Below are 16590 nucleotides of genomic sequence, written 5' to 3' on the forward strand. Positions count from 1 at the left end.
GGCAGGGCGTAGTGTGCGGTCATGGACGCGATTCCAGCACGCCCGTTCGATCCCCTGGCTGCCGTCCGGGAGCCCTCGGACCCCGGATTCGACGTGCTGCTCGCCGGGACGGTGTTCCAGGACATCATCTTCACCGGCCTGCCCCACGGACCGGAACCCGGCACGGAAATCTGGAGCGACGGCATGGGCAGCTGCCCGGGCGGGGTGGCCAACCAGGCCATCGCGGCGGCACGGCTTGGCTTGCGTACCGGTCTTGCGGCGGCGTTCGGTGACGACGGCTACGGCGACTTCAACTGGAAGATCCTCTCCGGCCAGGAGCACGTTGACCTCAGCCTGTCGAAGAAGGTCCCGGGTTGGCACTCACCGGTCACCGTCTCGCTGTGCGTGGACAAGGACCGGTCGCTGGTGACCCACGGCCACGCCGCCCCCATCACCTCCTCGGAGCTCATCGGCGACCCGCCGCCCGCGCTCGCCGGCATCGCGGAAGTCGGGCTGGAAGTGGAGCCGTGGGCCAAGGCCGCCCACCAGGCGGGGGTGAAGCTGTTCGGCGATGTGGGGTGGGATCCCAGTGGTGTGTGGGCGCCGGTCAGGCTGGAGAACCTCCAGTACTTCCACGCGTTCCTGCCCAACCAGCGCGAGGCCATGGCGTTCACGGGCAAGGATGATCCCTGGACTGCCCTGTACGCGCTGGCCGACCGCGTTCCGGTGGCCGTGGTGACCCTTGGGCCGCAGGGTGCCATGGCAGTGGATTCGGAAACAGGGGAGGAGGAGTGGGTGCCTTCCCTGCCCGTCAAGGCATTTGATCCCACCGGCGCGGGAGACTGTTTCGACGCCGCGTTCATCGTCGGGAGCCTGGCGGGCTGGCCGCTGGGAAACAGGCTGCGTTTCGCGAACCTTTGCGCCTCCCTGGCGGTGCAGGAAGTGGGCGGCTCGCTGGCCGCACCCGGCTGGGGCGACATCGCCGACTGGTGGAAACGCGCCAACGCCCGGCCGGAACGGCAGACCAGCCAATGGCTGCGGCGCTTCTCCTTCCTGGCCGAGATCGTCCACGACGTTCCGCTCGCTGCCCAGCGCAGGGCCGCAGCCACCATCGCGCACCTCTCGGACGCCTGATTATTCGGGCCGAAGCGCCAGCACTAGAATCACTAAGGTGACTTACCCCGCTGCAACCGGTGATTTCGACGCTGCCCTGGCACAGGACCCCCGCTACGAACGGTCCGCCGTCATCGACCTTGAGGCCATCCGGCACAACGTCCGCCGGCTGGCCGCAGCAGCATCGCCGGCGAAGGTGATGGCCGTGGTGAAGGCTGACGCCTACGGCCATGGCGCGGTCCCGGTGGCCCGGGCGGCCCTCGAAGCAGGCGCCGCATGGCTCGGCGTCGCGCACATCTCGGAGGCCCTCGCGCTGCGGGCCGCGGGAATCGACGCGCCGCTGCTCGCCTGGCTGCACACCACGGAAAGCAACTTCGGGGCGGCGGTGGCTGCCGGCGTCGACATTGGCTGCTCGGGCTGGGAGCTCGAGCGGATTGTCGCGGCGGCCCGTGAGCAGGAGCGGCCGGCCCGGATCCACCTGAAAGTGGACACCGGCCTGGGCCGCAACGGCGCCACCCTGGAGACATGGGACAACCTGGTGGGCGAGGCCCTGGAGTACCAGGACCAAGGGCTGCTGCGCGTGGTGGGGATCTTCTCGCACCTCGCCGTCGCCGATGAGCCGGAGCGGCCGGAGACTGACCAGCAGCTCGCCGCCTTCCGGGAAGTCCTGGCGGTCGCCGAGGACGCCGGGGTGGATCCCGAGGTGCGGCACCTCGCCAACACCCCGGCCACGCTCTCCCGGCCGGACACCCACTTTGACCTGGTGCGGGTGGGCCTGGGCATCTACGGCCTGTCGCCCTTTGCCGGCCAGACCTCCGCCGAGCTGGGACTACGCCCCGCCATGACTTTGCGGACCGTGGTGTCCCAGTGCAAGGAAGTCCCGGACGGACAGGGTGTGTCCTACGGCCTCCGGTACCACACGAGCGGCCCCAGCACGCTGGGCCTGATTCCGCTGGGCTACGCCGACGGGATTCCGCGCGTCGCCACCGGCGGTCCGGTCCGTGTTGCCGGCATGACCTACCCCGTGGTGGGACGGATCGCCATGGACCAGATGGTGATCGACCTCGGCGACGTCGGCCCCGCAGGTGCAGGCCTGCTGGGTGCCGAAGCGCAGCTTTTTGGCGACGGAGCCGACGGCGGCCCCACGGCTGACGACTGGGCCCGCGCCGCCGGAACCATCAACTACGAGATCGTGACCCGGATCAGCCCCCGGGTTCCGCGCCGCTTCATCAATGAACAGCCCTTTAGCGGTCATAGTGGGGAGGGTGCCGCATGAGCCCGTCCAGCCAGCCAGCGGCGCACACTCCCGCAGCGCAGCCCAACTGGGAGAAAACGCTAACGGCGACGACGGCGGAACAGACCCACAACCTCGGCGTGCGCCTCGCTGGGGTCCTGGAAGCCGGGGACCTGCTGGTGCTTTCCGGCGAGCTGGGTGCCGGGAAAACCACCTTTACCCAAGGGCTGGGGGAGGGGCTGGGTGTCCGTTCCGGCGTCATTTCCCCGACGTTCGTCCTCGTCCGCATCCACCCCAACCTGGCCGACGGGCCGCGCCCGGGCGGACCGGACCTGGTGCACGTGGACGCGTACCGGCTGGGGTCGGCCGCCGAAATTGATGACATCGACCTCGAGAACACGCTTGACTCGTCCGTGACAGTGGTCGAATGGGGCTACGACCGGGTGGAGCACCTGAGCGAGAGCCGGCTGGAAATCGACCTGCACCGTGCCATCGGCCTGGGGGCCGGCGCCGCCAGTGGCGCCGGAAGCGAACCCACCGAGACGCTTGATTTCGACAACGAGGACACGGACGAGCCCCGGACCATTGTGATGCGCGGCTACGGTCCGCGCTGGCCCGCCGTTCCCGAACCGGTGGCCGCCTTTGAAGGGAAGTCCTGATGCTGATCCTCGCCATCGATACCTCAGCCGTGGCCAGCGCCGCACTGGTTTCGGACGACGCCCTGGAAGGCGTGGTGGCCAGCATCTCCACGGAGGACACCCGGAGCCATGCCGAAGTCCTGGCCCCGGAAATCCAGCAGCTGCTGCTTGAAACCGGTGTCAGCGGATCCGATATCGATGCCCTGGTAGTGGGTGTGGGGCCGGGACCGTTCACCGGCCTGCGCTCAGGGATCGCTACCGCGCGGACCCTGTCGTTTGTCTGGGGCAAACCCCTGTACGGGATGATGAGCCTGGATGCCGTCGCACTGGAAGTTGCCGAATCCACTACCGCAGCGCCGGAATTCCTGGTGGTCACGGACGCGCGGCGCAAGGAAGTCTACTGGGCCCGTTACAGCCTCACCGAAGGCCAGCTGCCGGTATTGGAGGACGGCCCGCACGTCGGTTTCGCTGCCGACCTGCCGGATCTTCCCGCCTACGGTGCCGGCGCAGGGCTCTACGCAGATGCCCTGAAGGCGGACCAGGAATTCGCTCATGAACAGCCGGACGCCCTGTACCTGGGCCAGTTCGCACTGGCCCGGCTCGCCGCCGGCGGTGAACTCCTGGATTCCACGCCGCTGTACCTGCGAGAATCGGACGCCCAGATCCCCGGACCCCGAAAGCGGGCCCTGTGAGCACCGCCCCGGATAGCAGCAACCATGGTGTCACCGTCCGCGGGATGACCGCTGACGACGTAATCGCCGTCAGCGTCCTGGAACAGCGGCTTTTCCCGGTGGACGCCTGGCCCCTGCACATGTTCTACGACGAGCTGGCCCAGCCGGACACCCGGTGGTACCTGGTGGCCGAGGGCAGCGAAGGGATCGTGGGCTATGCCGGGCTGATGTGCATCGAACCCATCGCGGACGTCCAGACCATCGCCGTCGTGCCCGAATACGAAGGGCGCGGCATCGGCACCACGCTGCTGACGCGGCTCATCGAGGAGGCCCGCCGCAGGCACGCGGCGGATCTCCTGCTGGAGGTCCGCGCCGACAACCCCCGTGCGCAGCAGCTCTACCGGCGCTTCGGCTTCGAACAGATCCACGTCCGCCCCCGCTACTACCGGGACGGCGTGGACGCGCTCATCATGCGGCTCCAGCTCACCGGCAGCCAGGATCCCAGCCAGGAAGCCTCCAAAGACCAGGGAGACGAGACATCTACGGAAGCAGGCCAGCCATGAACACCGCCCAGCCCCTGGTGCTCGGCATCGAATCCTCCTGTGACGAAACCGGCGTGGGCATTGTCCGCGGGACCACACTCCTGACCAACACCGTCTCTTCCTCGATGGACGAGCACGTCCGGTTCGGCGGGGTGATCCCCGAGATCGCCTCGCGCGCCCACCTCGATGCCTTCGTCCCCACCCTTGAGCAGGCACTGTCCGAGGCCGGCGTCACCTTGGCCGAGGTGGACGCCATCGCCGTAACGTCCGGCCCCGGGCTGGCCGGCGCCCTTATGGTGGGGGTCTGCGCCGCCAAGGCACTCGCGGTGGCCACGGGAAAGCCGCTCTACGCGATCAACCACCTCGTGGCGCACGTCGGCGTGGGCCTGCTGGACGGCAAGGACGGGCAGGCGCCGGAGCTGCCTGAAAACCTCGGTGCCCTGCTGGTCTCCGGCGGCCACACCGAAATCCTGAAGATCAACAGCATCACGGATGACGTTGTCCTCCTCGGCTCCACCATTGACGACGCTGCCGGCGAAGCCTACGACAAGGTGGCCCGGATCCTCGGCCTCGGCTACCCGGGCGGCCCGGCCATCGACAAGATGGCCCGCACCGGAAACCCCAAGTCCATCCGCTTCCCCCGCGGCCTCAGCCAGCCCAAGTACATGGGCACCGCCGAGGAACCCGGGCCGCACCGTTACGACTGGTCCTTCAGCGGACTCAAGACGGCGGTGGCCCGGTGCGTTGAGCAGTTCGAGGCGCGCGGCCAGGAAGTCCCGGTGGCGGACATAGCCGCAGCGTTCCAGGAAGCGGTGGTGGACGTGATCTCCTCCAAGGCGGTGCTGGCGTGCCGGGAGCAAGGCATCAAGGATGTGCTGCTCGGCGGCGGCGTTGCAGCGAACTCGAGGCTCCGAGAGCTGACCGGACAGCGCTGCGCCTCGGCCGGGATCAGGCTGCACGTGCCGCCGCTGGATCTCTGCACTGACAACGGCGCCATGGTGGCCGCACTGGGCGCCCAGCTGGTGATGGCAGGAGTGGCACCGAGCGGAATCGGTTTCGCCCCGGACTCATCCATGCCGGTCACCGCGGTATCCCTCCCCGCCTGAACCCCCTATGTTTGGTTCAGGGTCAACCCGCGCTCACTTTTGGCCGTTTGCTGATCGATCCGCGCTCAGTCGTGGCTGCTTGCTGATCGATCCGCGCTCAGTCGTGGCTGCTTGCTGATCGATCCGCGCTCAGTCGTGGCCCGCACCCTCCCAGCATGGCTGCGCTCGCGTCCGAGGGAGGGCGTCCACAAGTGAGCTCGCATCAGTAAAAGGGTGGCCGTAAGTGAGCGGGCGTCGGTGGGGGCGGCCACAAGTGAGCTCGCATCAGTAAAAGGGTGACCGTAAGTGAGCGCGCGTCGGTGGGAGGGCGGCCAATAGTGAGCGCGCGTTGGGCATGAGGTCAGGCGGTGGGGCCGTTCCGCATCTGCTTGACCAGGTCCAGGACCACGGCCTGGAGATCGCCGCCGTGTTCTTCGGCTACCCGCCGCTGGCGCTGGTACCCGGCGCCGCGGCGGATGATCTTCTCGACGTCGGCCAGCTCATCCTGGCAGCGAAGCTTGGCCGCGACGGGCTCCAGCCGGTTCAGGGTTTCCAGCAGGTGGTCCGTGACCAGCTGTTCCTTGCCGGCGGCGTCGAGGATGATGATGGCGTCCATGCCGTACCGCGCCGCGCGCCACTTGTTCTCCTGGACGTGCCACGGCGGCATGGTGGGAATGGTCCCGCCGTTGTCCAGGGTGGTGGAGAACTCGTCCACGAGGCACTGGGTGAGGGCAGCGATGGCTCCCACCTCCTCGAGCGTGGCCAGGCCGTCGCAGATGCGCATTTCGATGGTGCCCAGGTTCGGCACGGGCCGGATATCCCAGCGGATCTCCGAGAGGGTGTCGATCACTCCGGTGGTGAACATGTCCTGCACATAGGACTCGTATTCTTCCCAGGAGCGGAACTGGAAGGGCAGGCCGGCGGTGGGCAGCTGCTGGAACATCAGGGCACGCTGGGAAGCGTAGCCGGTGTCCTCGCCGCCCCAGAACGGGCTTGACGCCGAGAGCGCCTGGAAGTGCGGGAAGTAGTTGACCAGTCCGTCCACCACGGGAAGTGCCTTCTCGCGGCGGTCCAGCCCCACATGCACGTGAACGCCGTAGATCACCATCTGGCGGCCCCACCACTGCGTGCGGTCGATGAGTTTGGCGTACCGGGCCTTGTCCGTCACCGGCTGCAGCTGCGGCGGGCTGAAGGGGTGGCTGCCGGCGCAGAACACTTCCACGCCCATGGGATCGGTGATTTCACGGACGGCAGCGAGGGACCGGCTGAGGTCCTCCTTGGCGTCGGCGGCCGTTTCGCAGATGCCCGTGACCAGCTCAACCGTGTTCAGCAGCAGTTCCTGCTTGATGTGCGGGTGCTCGTCGTCCTCGTTCAGCTCAGGGTGCCGGGAGGCAACTCCGCGCAGCACCTCGTTGGCCACGGAGGCGAGTTCGCCGGTCCGGCCGTCCACCAGTGCAAGCTCCCATTCCACACCGAGGGTCGATTGCCTCGATGAAGCGAAGTCAATCTTCACGCCTATCCTCACTGTCCGGGTTGCCGCTGGGCACGCCGCTGACAGGCTGCTGCTGGCGGGCGCACGGGTGTTTCAAGTCTAGTGCAGGGGTAGCATCGTATTGATGGCCCCGTTCCAACACCTGCGTGACAGTTTTCACAAATCCTTCCCCGTCCTGGCTGCAGCCTCCACTGCGGTGGCGCTCGCCTCCTGTACCGCCGCCCCGCCGCCCGCCGCGTCGCCGGCACCGTCTTCAGCGGCGCCGTCCGGGTCCGCGGCCCCTTCCGTCACACCGCGCACGACGCCGGCACCCCGCACGGCGTCCCCGTCACCTTCTGCCACGGCGGACCCCGGCGCGAGGCCCCTGGGGTGGGGCCCCCAGCAGCGGGACCAGGACGCCGCTGCCGCGGCAGTTGCCGCGATGTCGCCTGAACAGAAGGCCGGCCAGGTCCTCCTTCCCTTCTTTACCGGGACGGACGCCACCGCCCATGCCGCCGTCGTCGAACGCCTGCACCTGGCCGGGTCCATCATCATGGGCGACAACGTCCCCCGGGACCCGCAGGGAAAGGTGGACCTCGCCGCCATGACCGCGATCAACCAGCGGCTGGCCCAGGCCACGAGGGCGGACGGCAGGCCGTGGCCCGGGATTATCGGCGTGGACCAGGAAGGCGGGATCGTGGCACGCCTCGGCGCCCCGCTGACGGAATGGCCCGCTCCCATGAGCTACGGCGCTGCCGGCAGCGGCCCCCTTGCGCGGGAAGCGGGGCAGGGACTGGCCGGCGAACTGGTGCCGCTGGGCTTCAACACGGATTTCGCGCCGGACGCCGACGTGACCATCGGCCCGAAGGACCCCACCATCGGCGCCCGCTCCATGTCCGGTGATCCGGGCGCAACCGCCGGCCTGAGTGTGGCCTTCTCCCAGGGCATGCTGGCCGCCGGCGTCCTGCCCACCATCAAGCATTTCCCCGGGCACGGGTCGGTCACGGCTGATTCGCACCTGGACCTTCCCTTGCAGCCGGCCACCGTGGCCGAACTTCAGCAGCGCGACTGGAAGCCCTTCCAGGCCGCCATCGCGGCGGAAGCGCCCATGGTGATGACCGGGCACATCGCCGTGCCTGCCCTGGAACCCGGGGTGCCGGCGTCGCTCTCCGCCCCAACATATGCCGCACTGCGGGGGCTGGGTTTCAAGGGCGTGGCCGTGACTGATGCGCTGAATATGGGAGCGGTGAGCAAACAGTACCCACCAGGATCCGCCGCCGTGAAGGCCCTGGCGGCGGGTGCCGACCTCCTGCTGATGCCTGCGGATGTCTGGCAGGCGCACGCTGCCATTGTTGGCGCCGTCGCCTCCGGCGCCCTCCCCGCCGCCCGGCTCGATGAAGCGGCCCTGCGGGTGGCAACAATGATGACCTGGCATGCCCGGACGGCGGCCGCGACAAGTGCGCCGGCGGGCCTGCCCGCCGGGAGCGGAACTCCGCTTTCTGCCAGGGTTTCGGCTGCCGCAGTGACAGTGCTGACCGGCCAATGCTCCGGCGCCTTGGCCCCCGGTGCTGTGCAGGTGGCAGGCGGCAGCCCGGCGGACAGGGAACGGTTCTCGGCTGCTGCTGCCGGTGCCGGGCTGGCTGTCGGGTCCGGGCCGGTGGTGAGCCTGATCGGGATCGGCGGACGCCATGCCGGAGGGGATATCGCCGTCGCCCTCGACGCACCGTGGCCGCTGCAGGACGCCACCGCGCCGGTCAAGGTGGCCCTCTACGGCCGCAGCCAGGCCGCTTTCGACGCCCTCGCTGCCGTCCTCGCCGGGAAGGCCACCGCCCCCGGGAAACTTCCTGCCGCCGTCGGAAGCTTCCCGGCCGGCACCGGCTGCCCGTAAGAACGCGTTTAATGGTCAGGTGCCCATTCTGAATAAAGACATGACCCTCTGCATCTCGCTCTCGGCCCGGCCCAGCAACAACGGGACCCGGTTCCACAACCACCTCTACGAGCAGCTGGACCTGAACTGGATCTACAAGGCGTTCGCCCCCACCAACCTGGAACAGGCGATTGCCGGGGTGCGCGGGCTGGGCATCCGCGGGTGCGCCGTGTCCATGCCGTACAAGGAAGACGTGATCGCCCTCGTTGACGAGATGGACCCCTCCGCCAAGGCCATCGACTCCGTCAACACCATTGTGAACACGGACGGGCATCTCAAGGCCTACAACACGGACTACACCGCGATCGAACAGCTGCTCGCATCCAACGAGGTCCCCACCAGCTACTCGGTGCTGGTCCAGGGCGCGGGCGGCATGGCCAAAGCCACCGTGGCCGCGCTCCGGGACGCGGGGTTCACCGACGTTACCGTCCTCGCCCGGAACGAAACCACGGGCCGGGCGCTCGCCGGCCAGTACGGGTTCCAGTGGCGCCCTGAGCTCGACGGCGGGACGGCGGACCTGATCATCAACGTCACCCCCATCGGCATGGCCGGCGGACCCGACGCGGACACCCTCGCCTTCCCGCAGGAAACAATCGATGCTGCCCGCATGGTCTTCGATGTGGTGGCACTGCCCGCCGAAACCCCGCTGATCAAGGCCGCACGCGCCGCCGGAAAGCCGGTGATCACCGGAGCGGAAGTCGCCACCATCCAGGCGCTGGAACAGTTTGTGCTCTACACCGGCGTCCGTCCCACTCCGGAACAGGTCCGCGCGGCCGAGGAGTTCATGCGCGCCCAGTAGGCAGCATCCTTCGGAAAGCTAGACCGGCTCCACCACAATGGCCACCCGGTCCTCCCCGATGCGGGTCAGGACCAGGGTGGCCGTTTTGCTGCCGCCCTTTTTCCCGGCCGCCTTGCCCCCGGGGAGCAACTGCTTGCGCAGTTCCTCGGGCGTGACCGCAGTGCCGCGCTTCTTGATGTCCAGCACACCGATGCCCTCCGCCTTCACCCACGCCTTGAGCGCCTTGACGTTGTAGGGCATCACTTCGAGGACCTTGTAGGCCCGCGCGAAGGGTGTGTCCACCAGATGCGGGGCGCAGATGTAGGCGATGTGCTCGTCCACCAGGTGCCCGCCCAGTTGAAGGGCGACGTCGGCCACCAGCCCTGCGCGGATCACCGCACCGTCGGGCTCATACAGGTAGCCCTCCGCCGGACCAACGGGAGCGGCAGGACCGGCAGTGAAGTCCTCGCCGCTGGTCATCTCGGCTGCACCGGCGGCGCCCAGGACCAGGGCGGCCCTGCGGATTCCGGGCCGGCGGACGGCGTTGAACCACAGCGCCACCTCGGTCACGTCCCCGGCCACGGAAACCCATTGGGCTTCACAGTCCGCGGGTACGGAGTCGTGCGGCATGCCCGGGCCCATCTTGACTCCCACCGCCTTGCCGGATGCGGCCAGGGATTCCACAAAGGACAACGGCGGCGAAAACGCCTCGGGGTCCCAGATGCGTTTGGTACCGGAGGTGGAGGTGACCCGGCGTGCAGGATCCAGCCAGACGCCGTCGATCCCGTCGAGCGGAACGGACGTGGCGTCGGCGTGGACCACAGTGGCATTGGGGAAGGGGATCAGGTTCACTGTGGCGCAGGCCGCCGTCGTCTCATCCATTTCCACTGCGGTGACGTTGATGTCCAGCGACGCCAGGGCCAGGGAGTCGGCGGCGAGGCCGCAGCCCAGGTCCGCCACATGGCTGATCCCTGCCCCGGCGAACCGCTGGGCGTGGCGCGCGGCCACATTGAGCCGGGTGGCCTGCTCCAGGCCGGCCTGGGTGAACAGCATCCGGCGCGCAAACTCGCCGAACTTCGCCTCGGCTTTGGTGCGGAGCCTCGACTGGGTCAGGACGGCGGAGACGAGGTCGGGGGAGTGCCCGGCCTTGCGCAGCGCCGAGTTGAGCTCAAAGGAGGTGTCCTCCCGGTAAGGGCCCAAGGATGCCAGCAGGTCCCAGCCTTCGGGAGTGAGCAGAGGCGCGATCTGGTCCTGGGGAGCGTGAGGCATGCGTTCCAGCCTAGTGGAGGAGGCCGCGGGGGATGCGGGATAGTGTTGAAACCATGGAAGCGAGCGCAGGCCCCCGGCAGTCACCAGAACCAGCCAAGGACAGGGGCCCCGCCAATTTTGCCCGGACTGCGCTGATTGCCGGTGCCCTGGTAGCGGTGGTGTGCATCGGGCTGCTGGTGGTGATCTTCTTCCTGGACACGTTCAACGCCACGGTCTACTCCGTGGGCGGAAATGACATCTCGGGCGACACGCAGGAAGCGCGGGACATCCGCGGGCTGTACGACGGCGCACGCGTGGGAAGCATCGCCGTGCTGGTTGCCGCGCTGCTGGTGGCGGCAGGGGCTGGAGCGTTGCTTTACCGTGCCCGGAACTCCGGATCGGGCGAGGGTGACGGCGGGGAAGACGTCGACTTCGACGACCTCGGACGCTGAGGCCCGCCGGCACTCGTCAGCAGGACTCCCGAAATTACCAGGACGCCGCCGAGGATCTGCGGAAGGGTGATGGGCTGGCCCATGGCAACAGTAATGATCGCGGTGAACACGGCGATCAGGTTCAGGTAGTTGCCCGCATTGGCGGCGGTGGTGCGCTTCAGGGCAAGGTTCCACAGCAGGTAGGAACCGAGGGACGGAAACAGGGCGATGAACGCAAGGGACCAGCCCTCCGCAGGGGTCGCCGGCAGGCCCGCCCCGGTGACGAGGGCAACAGGGGTAAGAACGACGGCGGCGATCGCCACCTGGACTGCCGTGGACGTGATGGCGGGGACATCCACCCTCCGCCCGATGATGGTGTACAGGCCCCATACGGTAATGGCGGCGAGGATCAGCAGTTCACCGGTGTTGATGGAAAAGGTCAGCAGCCGGTGGAAGTCGCCGCCGGTCAGGACCAGCAGGACGCCCGCCAGGCCCAGCCCGATGCCCGCCCAGCCGGGCGGCCGGGGCCTGTCCCGCAGCAGGACCACGGCCAGCACCACGATCAGTGCGGGGTTGGCTGCCGTCACCAGCGAGGCGTTCAGGGCGGAGGTGTGGCCCAGCGCGCTGTAGAGCAGGAGCGTGTAGGCGCTCATGCCCAGGGAACTCAGGAGCAGCAGGATGGGCCAGCGGCGCAGGACGCTCCGCCAGTCCGGGCGCTCCACCGTGTGTGCGAGGACCAGGAGCGGTACTGCGGCGAGCGTCCACCGCCAGTAGGTCAGCTGCAGCGGCTGCATGGTTTCCATGGCGGCGTGGCCCACCACGAAGTTTCCGGCCCAGAAGAGGGTGGCAAGGATCAGATATACAGCGGCACGCACCGGTCAAATGTACACATCAGGGGTTCGCAGATGACGAAACTCTGGCACTCGCCTTGACCGAGTGCTAACCCTTACATAGAGTCTTCATTAGCACTCTCCCTAGGAGGGTGCTAATACATGAAGAGCTGCCAGCCAGGCTGCTGCCGGCACCGCGACGACGGTTTGCCAGCCAGGTCGGGAAAGCTTTCCAGTCCACGAATTTGCTGACGAAAAGGAGAGGTCCGAGTGTCGGTCTCTATTAAGCCTCTTGAGGATCGTATTGTTGTCCGCCCGCTCGAAGCCGAGCAGACCACGGCTTCCGGCCTGGTTATCCCGGACTCCGCGCAGGAGAAGCCCCAGGAAGGCGAAGTTGTTGCAGTAGGCCCCGGCCGCTTTGACGACAACGGCAACCGCGTCCCGCTCGATGTTGCCGAAGGCGACGTTGTTATCTACTCCAAGTACGGCGGAACCGAAGTCAAGCACAGCGGCACCGAATACCTCGTGCTGTCCGCCCGCGACGTTCTGGCGATCGTCGTAAAGTAACTCTTCGGATCCCCGTGCCGCTGGTCATGCCTTCTGCTGGTCAGCTGTGCGGGGTTCTGTCTTGAAAGGACTGAACCATGGCAAAGCAGCTTGCGTTTAACGACGCTGCACGCCGGTCTCTTGAAGCCGGCATCGACAAGCTCGCCAACACCGTCAAGGTAACGCTCGGCCCGCGCGGCCGCAACGTTGTCCTGGACAAGAAGTGGGGCGCGCCCACCATCACGAACGACGGCGTCACCATCGCCCGCGAAGTTGAGCTGGACGACCCCTACGAGAACCTTGGCGCCCAGCTGGCCAAGGAAGTTGCCACCAAGACCAACGATGTTGCCGGTGACGGCACCACCACCGCAACGGTCCTCGCCCAGGCCCTGGTCAAGGAAGGCCTGCGCAACGTAGCGGCAGGTGCCGCCCCCGGCCAGATCAAGCGCGGCATCGAGGTTTCCGTGGAAGCCGTCGCCGCCCGCCTGCTCGAGAACGCCCGCCCCGTCGAAGGCACCCAGGTGGCCAGCGTTGCAGCCATCTCCGCCCAGAGCGACGAGGTTGGCGAGCTCCTGGCCGAGGCCTTCGGCAAGGTTAGCAAGGATGGTGTGATCACCATCGAGGAATCCTCCACCACCCAGACCGAACTGGTCCTCACCGAGGGCATGCAGTTCGACAAGGGCTACCTGTCCCCGTACTTCATCACGGATGCGGACCGCCAGGAAGCAGTCCTCGAGGACGCCCTCATCCTGATCAACCAGGGCAAGATTTCCTCGCTGCAGGAATTCCTGCCGCTGCTGGAGAAGGCCCTCCAGGCCGGCAAGCCGCTGTTCATCATTGCCGAGGACGTTGACGGCGAGGCCCTGTCCACGCTGATCGTCAACCGCATCCGCGGCACCCTGAACGTGGTCGCCGTCAAGGCACCGGGCTTCGGCGACCGCCGCAAGGCCATGCTGCAGGACATCGCCACCCTCACCGGTGCGCAGGTTGTGTCTCCGGAGCTGGGCCTGAGCCTGGACACCGTTGGCCTCGAGGTGCTCGGTACCGCCCGCCGCATCACGGTCACCAAGGACAACACCACCATCGTTGACGGCGCCGGTACGGCCGAGGACGTGGCAGCCCGCGTGGCGCAGCTGCGTGCCGAGCTGACCCGCACCGACTCCGACTGGGACAAGGAAAAGCTCCAGGAACGCCTGGCCAAGCTGGCCGGCGGCATCGGCGTGATCAAGGTCGGCGCAGCCACCGAGGTCGAGCTGAAGGAAAAGAAGCACCGCATCGAGGACGCTGTGTCCTCCACCCGCGCTGCCCTCGAAGAAGGCATCGTGGCCGGTGGCGGCTCTGCCCTGATCCACGCCCTCAAGGCACTGGATGAGGACCCTGCCGTCAAGGCTCTGGAAGGCGACGCCGCCGCTGCTGTGGGCATCGTCCGCCGCGCGCTGGTCCAGCCGCTGCGCTGGATCGCCCAGAACGCCGGCTTCGACGGCTACGTCATCACCGCCAAGGTTGCCGACCTCGACATCAACAACGGCTTCAACGCCAAGTCGGGCGAGTACGAGGACCTGATCGCCGCCGGCGTGATCGACCCCGTCAAGGTCACCCGCGCAGCCCTCCGCAACGCAGCCTCCATCGCTGCCCTGGTTCTCACCACCGAGACCCTTGTTGCAGAGAAGCCTGCTGAGGAAGACGAGCACGCAGGCCACAGCCACTAATTTCCGCTGCAGTAACAAGAAACCGGTCCAGCATCAGCTGGGCCGGTTTTTTGTGCCCGGGAAATCCCTCGGGAGCAGGGGCCTACTTCTTCACCGCATAACGCACATGCGTGGCGTAAGTGGAACTTACGGTTTTGATGATTTCAAGGTCAACGTCGTGCTCGAAGCCGTCGAACAGGCGCTTGCCCGCTCCCAGGATCACCGGTGCCGTGGAGAGCACCAGCTCGTCCACCCGCCCGGCGGCCAGCGCCTGCCGGATCACGTCCGCACCGCCGCCGATCGACACGTCTTTGCCTCCGGCCTCCGCAACAGCCCGCGCCAGGGCCGCCTCAAGTCCGGACACAAAGGTGAACCCGGACTCCGCGGCGGGCTGGTCCTGCACCCGGTGGGTGAGCACCATCAGCGGGCCGGGGAACGGGTTGGTCCCTCCCCACCCTCCGGCAGCGTCATACATCCCGCGGCCCACAATGCCGGCACCCAGGCCGGCAACAAGTTCGTCGTAGAAGTCTTTGTCGGGGCCGTTCATCGCGAAGTCGTGTCCGCCGTCGTAGGTCCAGGGGCCGCCCATCACCCAGTAGTGCAGCCGTTCGCCGCCCTTGCCGAGGCCATAGGCCGGCCCGTCGTCAGGGCCGGTAATAAAACCGTCCACCGAGGTGGTGATGGCCGCGATGACCTTGGCCAAGGCCTAGCCCATCTCCCGGGTTTCAACGTCGCCCGCGCGCTCGTACACCAGTGACACTGCCCCTTTCGGGAAGCTTCGTGCCGGTTCGGCGAGGCGGAAGGAGACGGGGATGGTTCCGGCGTCGAAAAGGCGTTTGCCCTGCCCCAAGGTCACGGGATAGAGCCAGACGTGGAGGCGGTCCAGCACATCGGCCGCCAGCAGTGAACGGATAAGGACGCCGCTGCCGAACATGTGCACTTCGCCGTACTCGTCGCGGAGCCTTCCTGCTGCTGTTGCATCGGGCAGCACCGTAGTGCCGGCCCAGCCGGGAGCGGTCAGGCTCTTGGACACAACGAACTTGGGCACCCGGTTGAGCGTGCCCCCGACTTCGTCGGACTGGTGGGGCCAGTAGGCGGCGAAGATGTCGTAGGTCTTCCGGCCCAGGAGCAGGGCGTCAATCTTGGCGATCTCCTCGCCGATGGCCGTCCCGGCCTCTTCATCGGAAACCGGCGCCTGCCAGCCGCCGAAGGCGAAGTTGCCCTCGGTGTCCTCTTCGCGGCCGCCGGGCGCCTGGTAGACGCCGTCAAGGGTAAGGAATAAGTTCGCGACGATGATTCCCACGCGTCCAGTCTGGAGCAGGGTCCGGGCCCTGTCCAGAGCCCGTGGCAGACTGATCCCATGCTGCTCGACGAGCTTGTAAAGACCACGGATGCCGTCGCATCCACCCGCTCCCGGCTGGCCAAGGTGGCGGCCCTGGCGGACCTGCTGCGCCGGCTGGACCCCGCGGAAACAGCGACGGCGGTGGGCTTGCTGATGGCCAGGCCGCGCCAGGGCCGGGTGGGGATCGGGTGGCGCGGCATGTCCGCGGCCATGGGGGAGCCCGCTGCTGAGCCGAGCCTCTCAGTGGCCGACGTGGACGCTGCGCTGGACCGGCTGCTGGCCGCTGCCGGCGCCGGTTCCGCCGCGGAACGCGCCGCCACCCTTCGCGCGTTGACCGCGGCGGCCACCGAGCGTGAGCAGGCATTCATCGCCGGTGTGCTGCTGGGAGAACTGCGGACCGGTGCGCTGGAGGGCGTACTCACGGACGCGGTGGCCAGTGCTGCCGGCCGGCCGGCCGACGCGGTACGCCGGGCGGCCATGCTCTCCGGCGACCTTGGCGGGACCGCCCTGCTGGCGCTCACCGGCACCGCGGAGCAGCTCGACGCCGTCGGCCTCGTCGTCGGCCGTCCCGTACAGCCCATGCTCGCGGCCACCGCGGCCAGTGTGGACGCGGCGCTGGAGGTCACGGGCGAAGCCTCCGTGGAGTACAAGCTCGACGGCGCCCGCATCCAGGTGCACCGCGTCGGGGATGATGTGCGCATCTTCACCCGCACCCTCGCCGACGTGACCCACCGCCTGCCCGAGGTAGTGGAGGTGGTGCGCGGACTGCCGGTGCGCGACGTGATCCTCGACGGCGAGACGCTCGCCCTGGACGAGGACGGCGGGCCGCGGCCATTCCAGGAGACCATGTCCCGTTTCGGGGCCGATGCGGTGCGCACCACGCTGTTGCACCCGTGGTTCTTCGACGTGCTGCACCTTGACGGGCGCGACCTGCTGGACGAGCCGCTGTCCACACGCATCGGCGTGCTCGAACGCATTGCCCCCGGGCACCGGATCCCGGGGGCGGTCACCGCCGATGCCGCTGTTGCCGGTCAGGTTTCCCGCGATGCGCTCGCCGCCGGCCACGA

At 67.9% G+C, this 16590-nt stretch carries 17 protein-coding genes; 12 read left to right on the top strand and 5 right to left on the bottom strand.

Annotation, left to right across the window (positions count from 1 at the left end; all coding sequences use genetic code 11):
* Positions 1-21 precede the first annotated feature (21 nt).
* From ARTSIC4J27_RS06340 to tsaD, 6 genes are read left to right on the top strand one after another with little or no spacing between them, the layout of a single operon-like run.
* A complete protein-coding gene (locus ARTSIC4J27_RS06340) occupies positions 22-1113 on the top strand; it encodes a carbohydrate kinase family protein (RefSeq protein WP_050054368.1) in 1092 nt (363 codons plus the stop codon).
* A gap of 37 nt (positions 1114-1150) precedes the next feature.
* Positions 1151-2368 (top strand): alanine racemase, encoded by a 1218-nt coding sequence (alr, locus tag ARTSIC4J27_RS06345; protein WP_050054369.1) that lies wholly within the window; start codon positions 1151-1153, stop codon positions 2366-2368.
* Complete coding sequence (tsaE, locus tag ARTSIC4J27_RS06350; protein ID WP_050054370.1) at positions 2365-2985, top strand: tRNA (adenosine(37)-N6)-threonylcarbamoyltransferase complex ATPase subunit type 1 TsaE; 621 nt, start codon at positions 2365-2367, stop codon at positions 2983-2985. Before alr ends, tsaE begins: the two co-directional genes overlap by 4 nt.
* Positions 2985-3656, top strand: a complete 672-nt coding sequence (tsaB, locus tag ARTSIC4J27_RS06355; protein ID WP_050054371.1) for a tRNA (adenosine(37)-N6)-threonylcarbamoyltransferase complex dimerization subunit type 1 TsaB — start codon at positions 2985-2987, stop codon at positions 3654-3656. Before tsaE ends, tsaB begins: the two co-directional genes overlap by 1 nt.
* Positions 3653-4198, top strand: a complete 546-nt coding sequence (gene rimI / locus ARTSIC4J27_RS06360; RefSeq protein ID WP_407681120.1) for a ribosomal protein S18-alanine N-acetyltransferase — start codon at positions 3653-3655, stop codon at positions 4196-4198. The genes tsaB and rimI overlap by 4 nt, the downstream gene beginning before the upstream one ends.
* Entirely contained in the window at positions 4195-5283 is a 1089-nt protein-coding gene (gene tsaD, locus ARTSIC4J27_RS06365) for a tRNA (adenosine(37)-N6)-threonylcarbamoyltransferase complex transferase subunit TsaD (protein ID WP_050054373.1), read from the top strand. The genes rimI and tsaD overlap by 4 nt, the downstream gene beginning before the upstream one ends.
* A 340-nt stretch (positions 5284-5623) precedes the next feature.
* Here the strand turns inward: tsaD and ARTSIC4J27_RS06370 are convergent, their stop codons facing one another.
* Positions 5624-6775 carry a glutamate--cysteine ligase gene (locus ARTSIC4J27_RS06370; RefSeq protein WP_050054374.1) on the bottom strand — a complete coding sequence of 384 codons (1152 nt, stop codon included), beginning with the start codon at positions 6773-6775 and terminating at the stop codon, positions 5624-5626.
* Between the two features lie 400 nt (positions 6776-7175).
* Here ARTSIC4J27_RS06370 and ARTSIC4J27_RS06380 point away from each other — a divergent pair, with 400 nt between their 5' ends.
* Entirely contained in the window at positions 7176-8621 is a 1446-nt protein-coding gene (locus ARTSIC4J27_RS06380) for a glycoside hydrolase family 3 N-terminal domain-containing protein (RefSeq protein WP_050054376.1), read from the top strand.
* 19 nt (positions 8622-8640) lie between these two features.
* The gene (locus ARTSIC4J27_RS06385; RefSeq protein ID WP_268794384.1) at positions 8641-9459 is read left to right on the top strand and encodes a shikimate 5-dehydrogenase; all 819 of its coding nucleotides are present in this window, start codon (positions 8641-8643) and stop codon (positions 9457-9459) included.
* Between the two features lie 18 nt (positions 9460-9477).
* Here ARTSIC4J27_RS06385 and ARTSIC4J27_RS06390 read toward each other — a convergent pair whose 3' ends face one another.
* Entirely contained in the window at positions 9478-10707 is a 1230-nt protein-coding gene (locus tag ARTSIC4J27_RS06390) for a class I SAM-dependent methyltransferase (protein WP_050054378.1), read from the bottom strand.
* 53 nt (positions 10708-10760) lie between these two features.
* On the opposite strand from ARTSIC4J27_RS06390, the gene ARTSIC4J27_RS06395 reads away from it, so the two are divergent.
* Positions 10761-11138: a hypothetical protein gene (locus tag ARTSIC4J27_RS06395; protein WP_083435352.1), complete on the top strand. Its 378-nt coding sequence runs from the start codon at positions 10761-10763 to the stop codon at positions 11136-11138.
* Here the strand turns inward: ARTSIC4J27_RS06395 and ARTSIC4J27_RS06400 are convergent.
* Positions 11063-11992 carry a DMT family transporter gene (locus ARTSIC4J27_RS06400; RefSeq protein ID WP_050054379.1) on the bottom strand — a complete coding sequence of 310 codons (930 nt, stop codon included), beginning with the start codon at positions 11990-11992 and terminating at the stop codon, positions 11063-11065. The two genes, ARTSIC4J27_RS06395 and ARTSIC4J27_RS06400, sit on opposite strands and share 76 nt — an antisense overlap.
* 225 nt (positions 11993-12217) lie before the next feature.
* On the opposite strand from ARTSIC4J27_RS06400, the gene groES reads away from it, so the two are divergent.
* Both groES and groL read left to right on the top strand, forming a co-directional pair.
* Positions 12218-12514, top strand: a complete 297-nt coding sequence (gene groES, locus ARTSIC4J27_RS06405; RefSeq protein WP_050054380.1) for a co-chaperone GroES — start codon at positions 12218-12220, stop codon at positions 12512-12514.
* A 77-nt stretch (positions 12515-12591) separates the two neighbouring features.
* The gene (gene groL / locus ARTSIC4J27_RS06410) at positions 12592-14202 is read left to right on the top strand and encodes a chaperonin GroEL (RefSeq protein WP_050054381.1); all 1611 of its coding nucleotides are present in this window, start codon (positions 12592-12594) and stop codon (positions 14200-14202) included.
* 82 nt (positions 14203-14284) lie between these two features.
* Here the strand turns inward: groL and ARTSIC4J27_RS06415 are convergent, their stop codons facing one another.
* Together ARTSIC4J27_RS06415 and ARTSIC4J27_RS06420 are read right to left on the bottom strand one after the other, a co-directional pair.
* On the bottom strand, positions 14285-14884 hold the full coding sequence (locus ARTSIC4J27_RS06415) for a dihydrofolate reductase family protein (RefSeq protein ID WP_050054382.1): 600 nt from the start codon (positions 14882-14884) through the stop codon (positions 14285-14287).
* Positions 14885-14887: 3 nt separating this feature from the next.
* Positions 14888-15484 (bottom strand): dihydrofolate reductase family protein, encoded by a 597-nt coding sequence (locus ARTSIC4J27_RS06420; protein ID WP_050054383.1) that lies wholly within the window; start codon positions 15482-15484, stop codon positions 14888-14890.
* Between the two features lie 57 nt (positions 15485-15541).
* Between ARTSIC4J27_RS06420 and ARTSIC4J27_RS06425 the strand changes: the two genes are divergently transcribed.
* Positions 15542-16590, top strand: a 1049-nt coding sequence (locus tag ARTSIC4J27_RS06425) for an ATP-dependent DNA ligase (protein ID WP_050054384.1), incomplete at its 3' end; no start/stop codon positions are given.

It is taken from the genome of Pseudarthrobacter siccitolerans, assembly GCF_001046895.1.
GTDB classification, from domain to species: Bacteria; Actinomycetota; Actinomycetes; order Actinomycetales; family Micrococcaceae; genus Arthrobacter; species Arthrobacter siccitolerans.

Bases quoted from the DNA above. Each gene is read 5' to 3' on its own strand.
- ARTSIC4J27_RS06340 (WP_050054368.1), top strand. From the start codon at position 22: ATGGACGCGATTCCAGCACGCCCGTTCGATCCCCTGGCTGCCGTCCGG.
- tsaE (WP_050054370.1), top strand. From the start codon at position 2,365: ATGAGCCCGTCCAGCCAGCCAGCGGCGCACACTCCCGCAGCGCAGCCC.
- tsaB (WP_050054371.1), top strand. From the start codon at position 2,985: ATGCTGATCCTCGCCATCGATACCTCAGCCGTGGCCAGCGCCGCACTG.
- tsaD (WP_050054373.1), top strand. From the start codon at position 4,195: ATGAACACCGCCCAGCCCCTGGTGCTCGGCATCGAATCCTCCTGTGAC.
- ARTSIC4J27_RS06380 (WP_050054376.1), top strand. From the start codon at position 7,176: ATGTCGCCTGAACAGAAGGCCGGCCAGGTCCTCCTTCCCTTCTTTACC.
- ARTSIC4J27_RS06390 (WP_050054378.1), bottom strand. From the start codon at position 10,707: ATGCCTCACGCTCCCCAGGACCAGATCGCGCCTCTGCTCACTCCCGAA.
- ARTSIC4J27_RS06395 (WP_083435352.1), top strand. From the start codon at position 10,761: ATGGAAGCGAGCGCAGGCCCCCGGCAGTCACCAGAACCAGCCAAGGAC.
- groL (WP_050054381.1), top strand. From the start codon at position 12,592: ATGGCAAAGCAGCTTGCGTTTAACGACGCTGCACGCCGGTCTCTTGAA.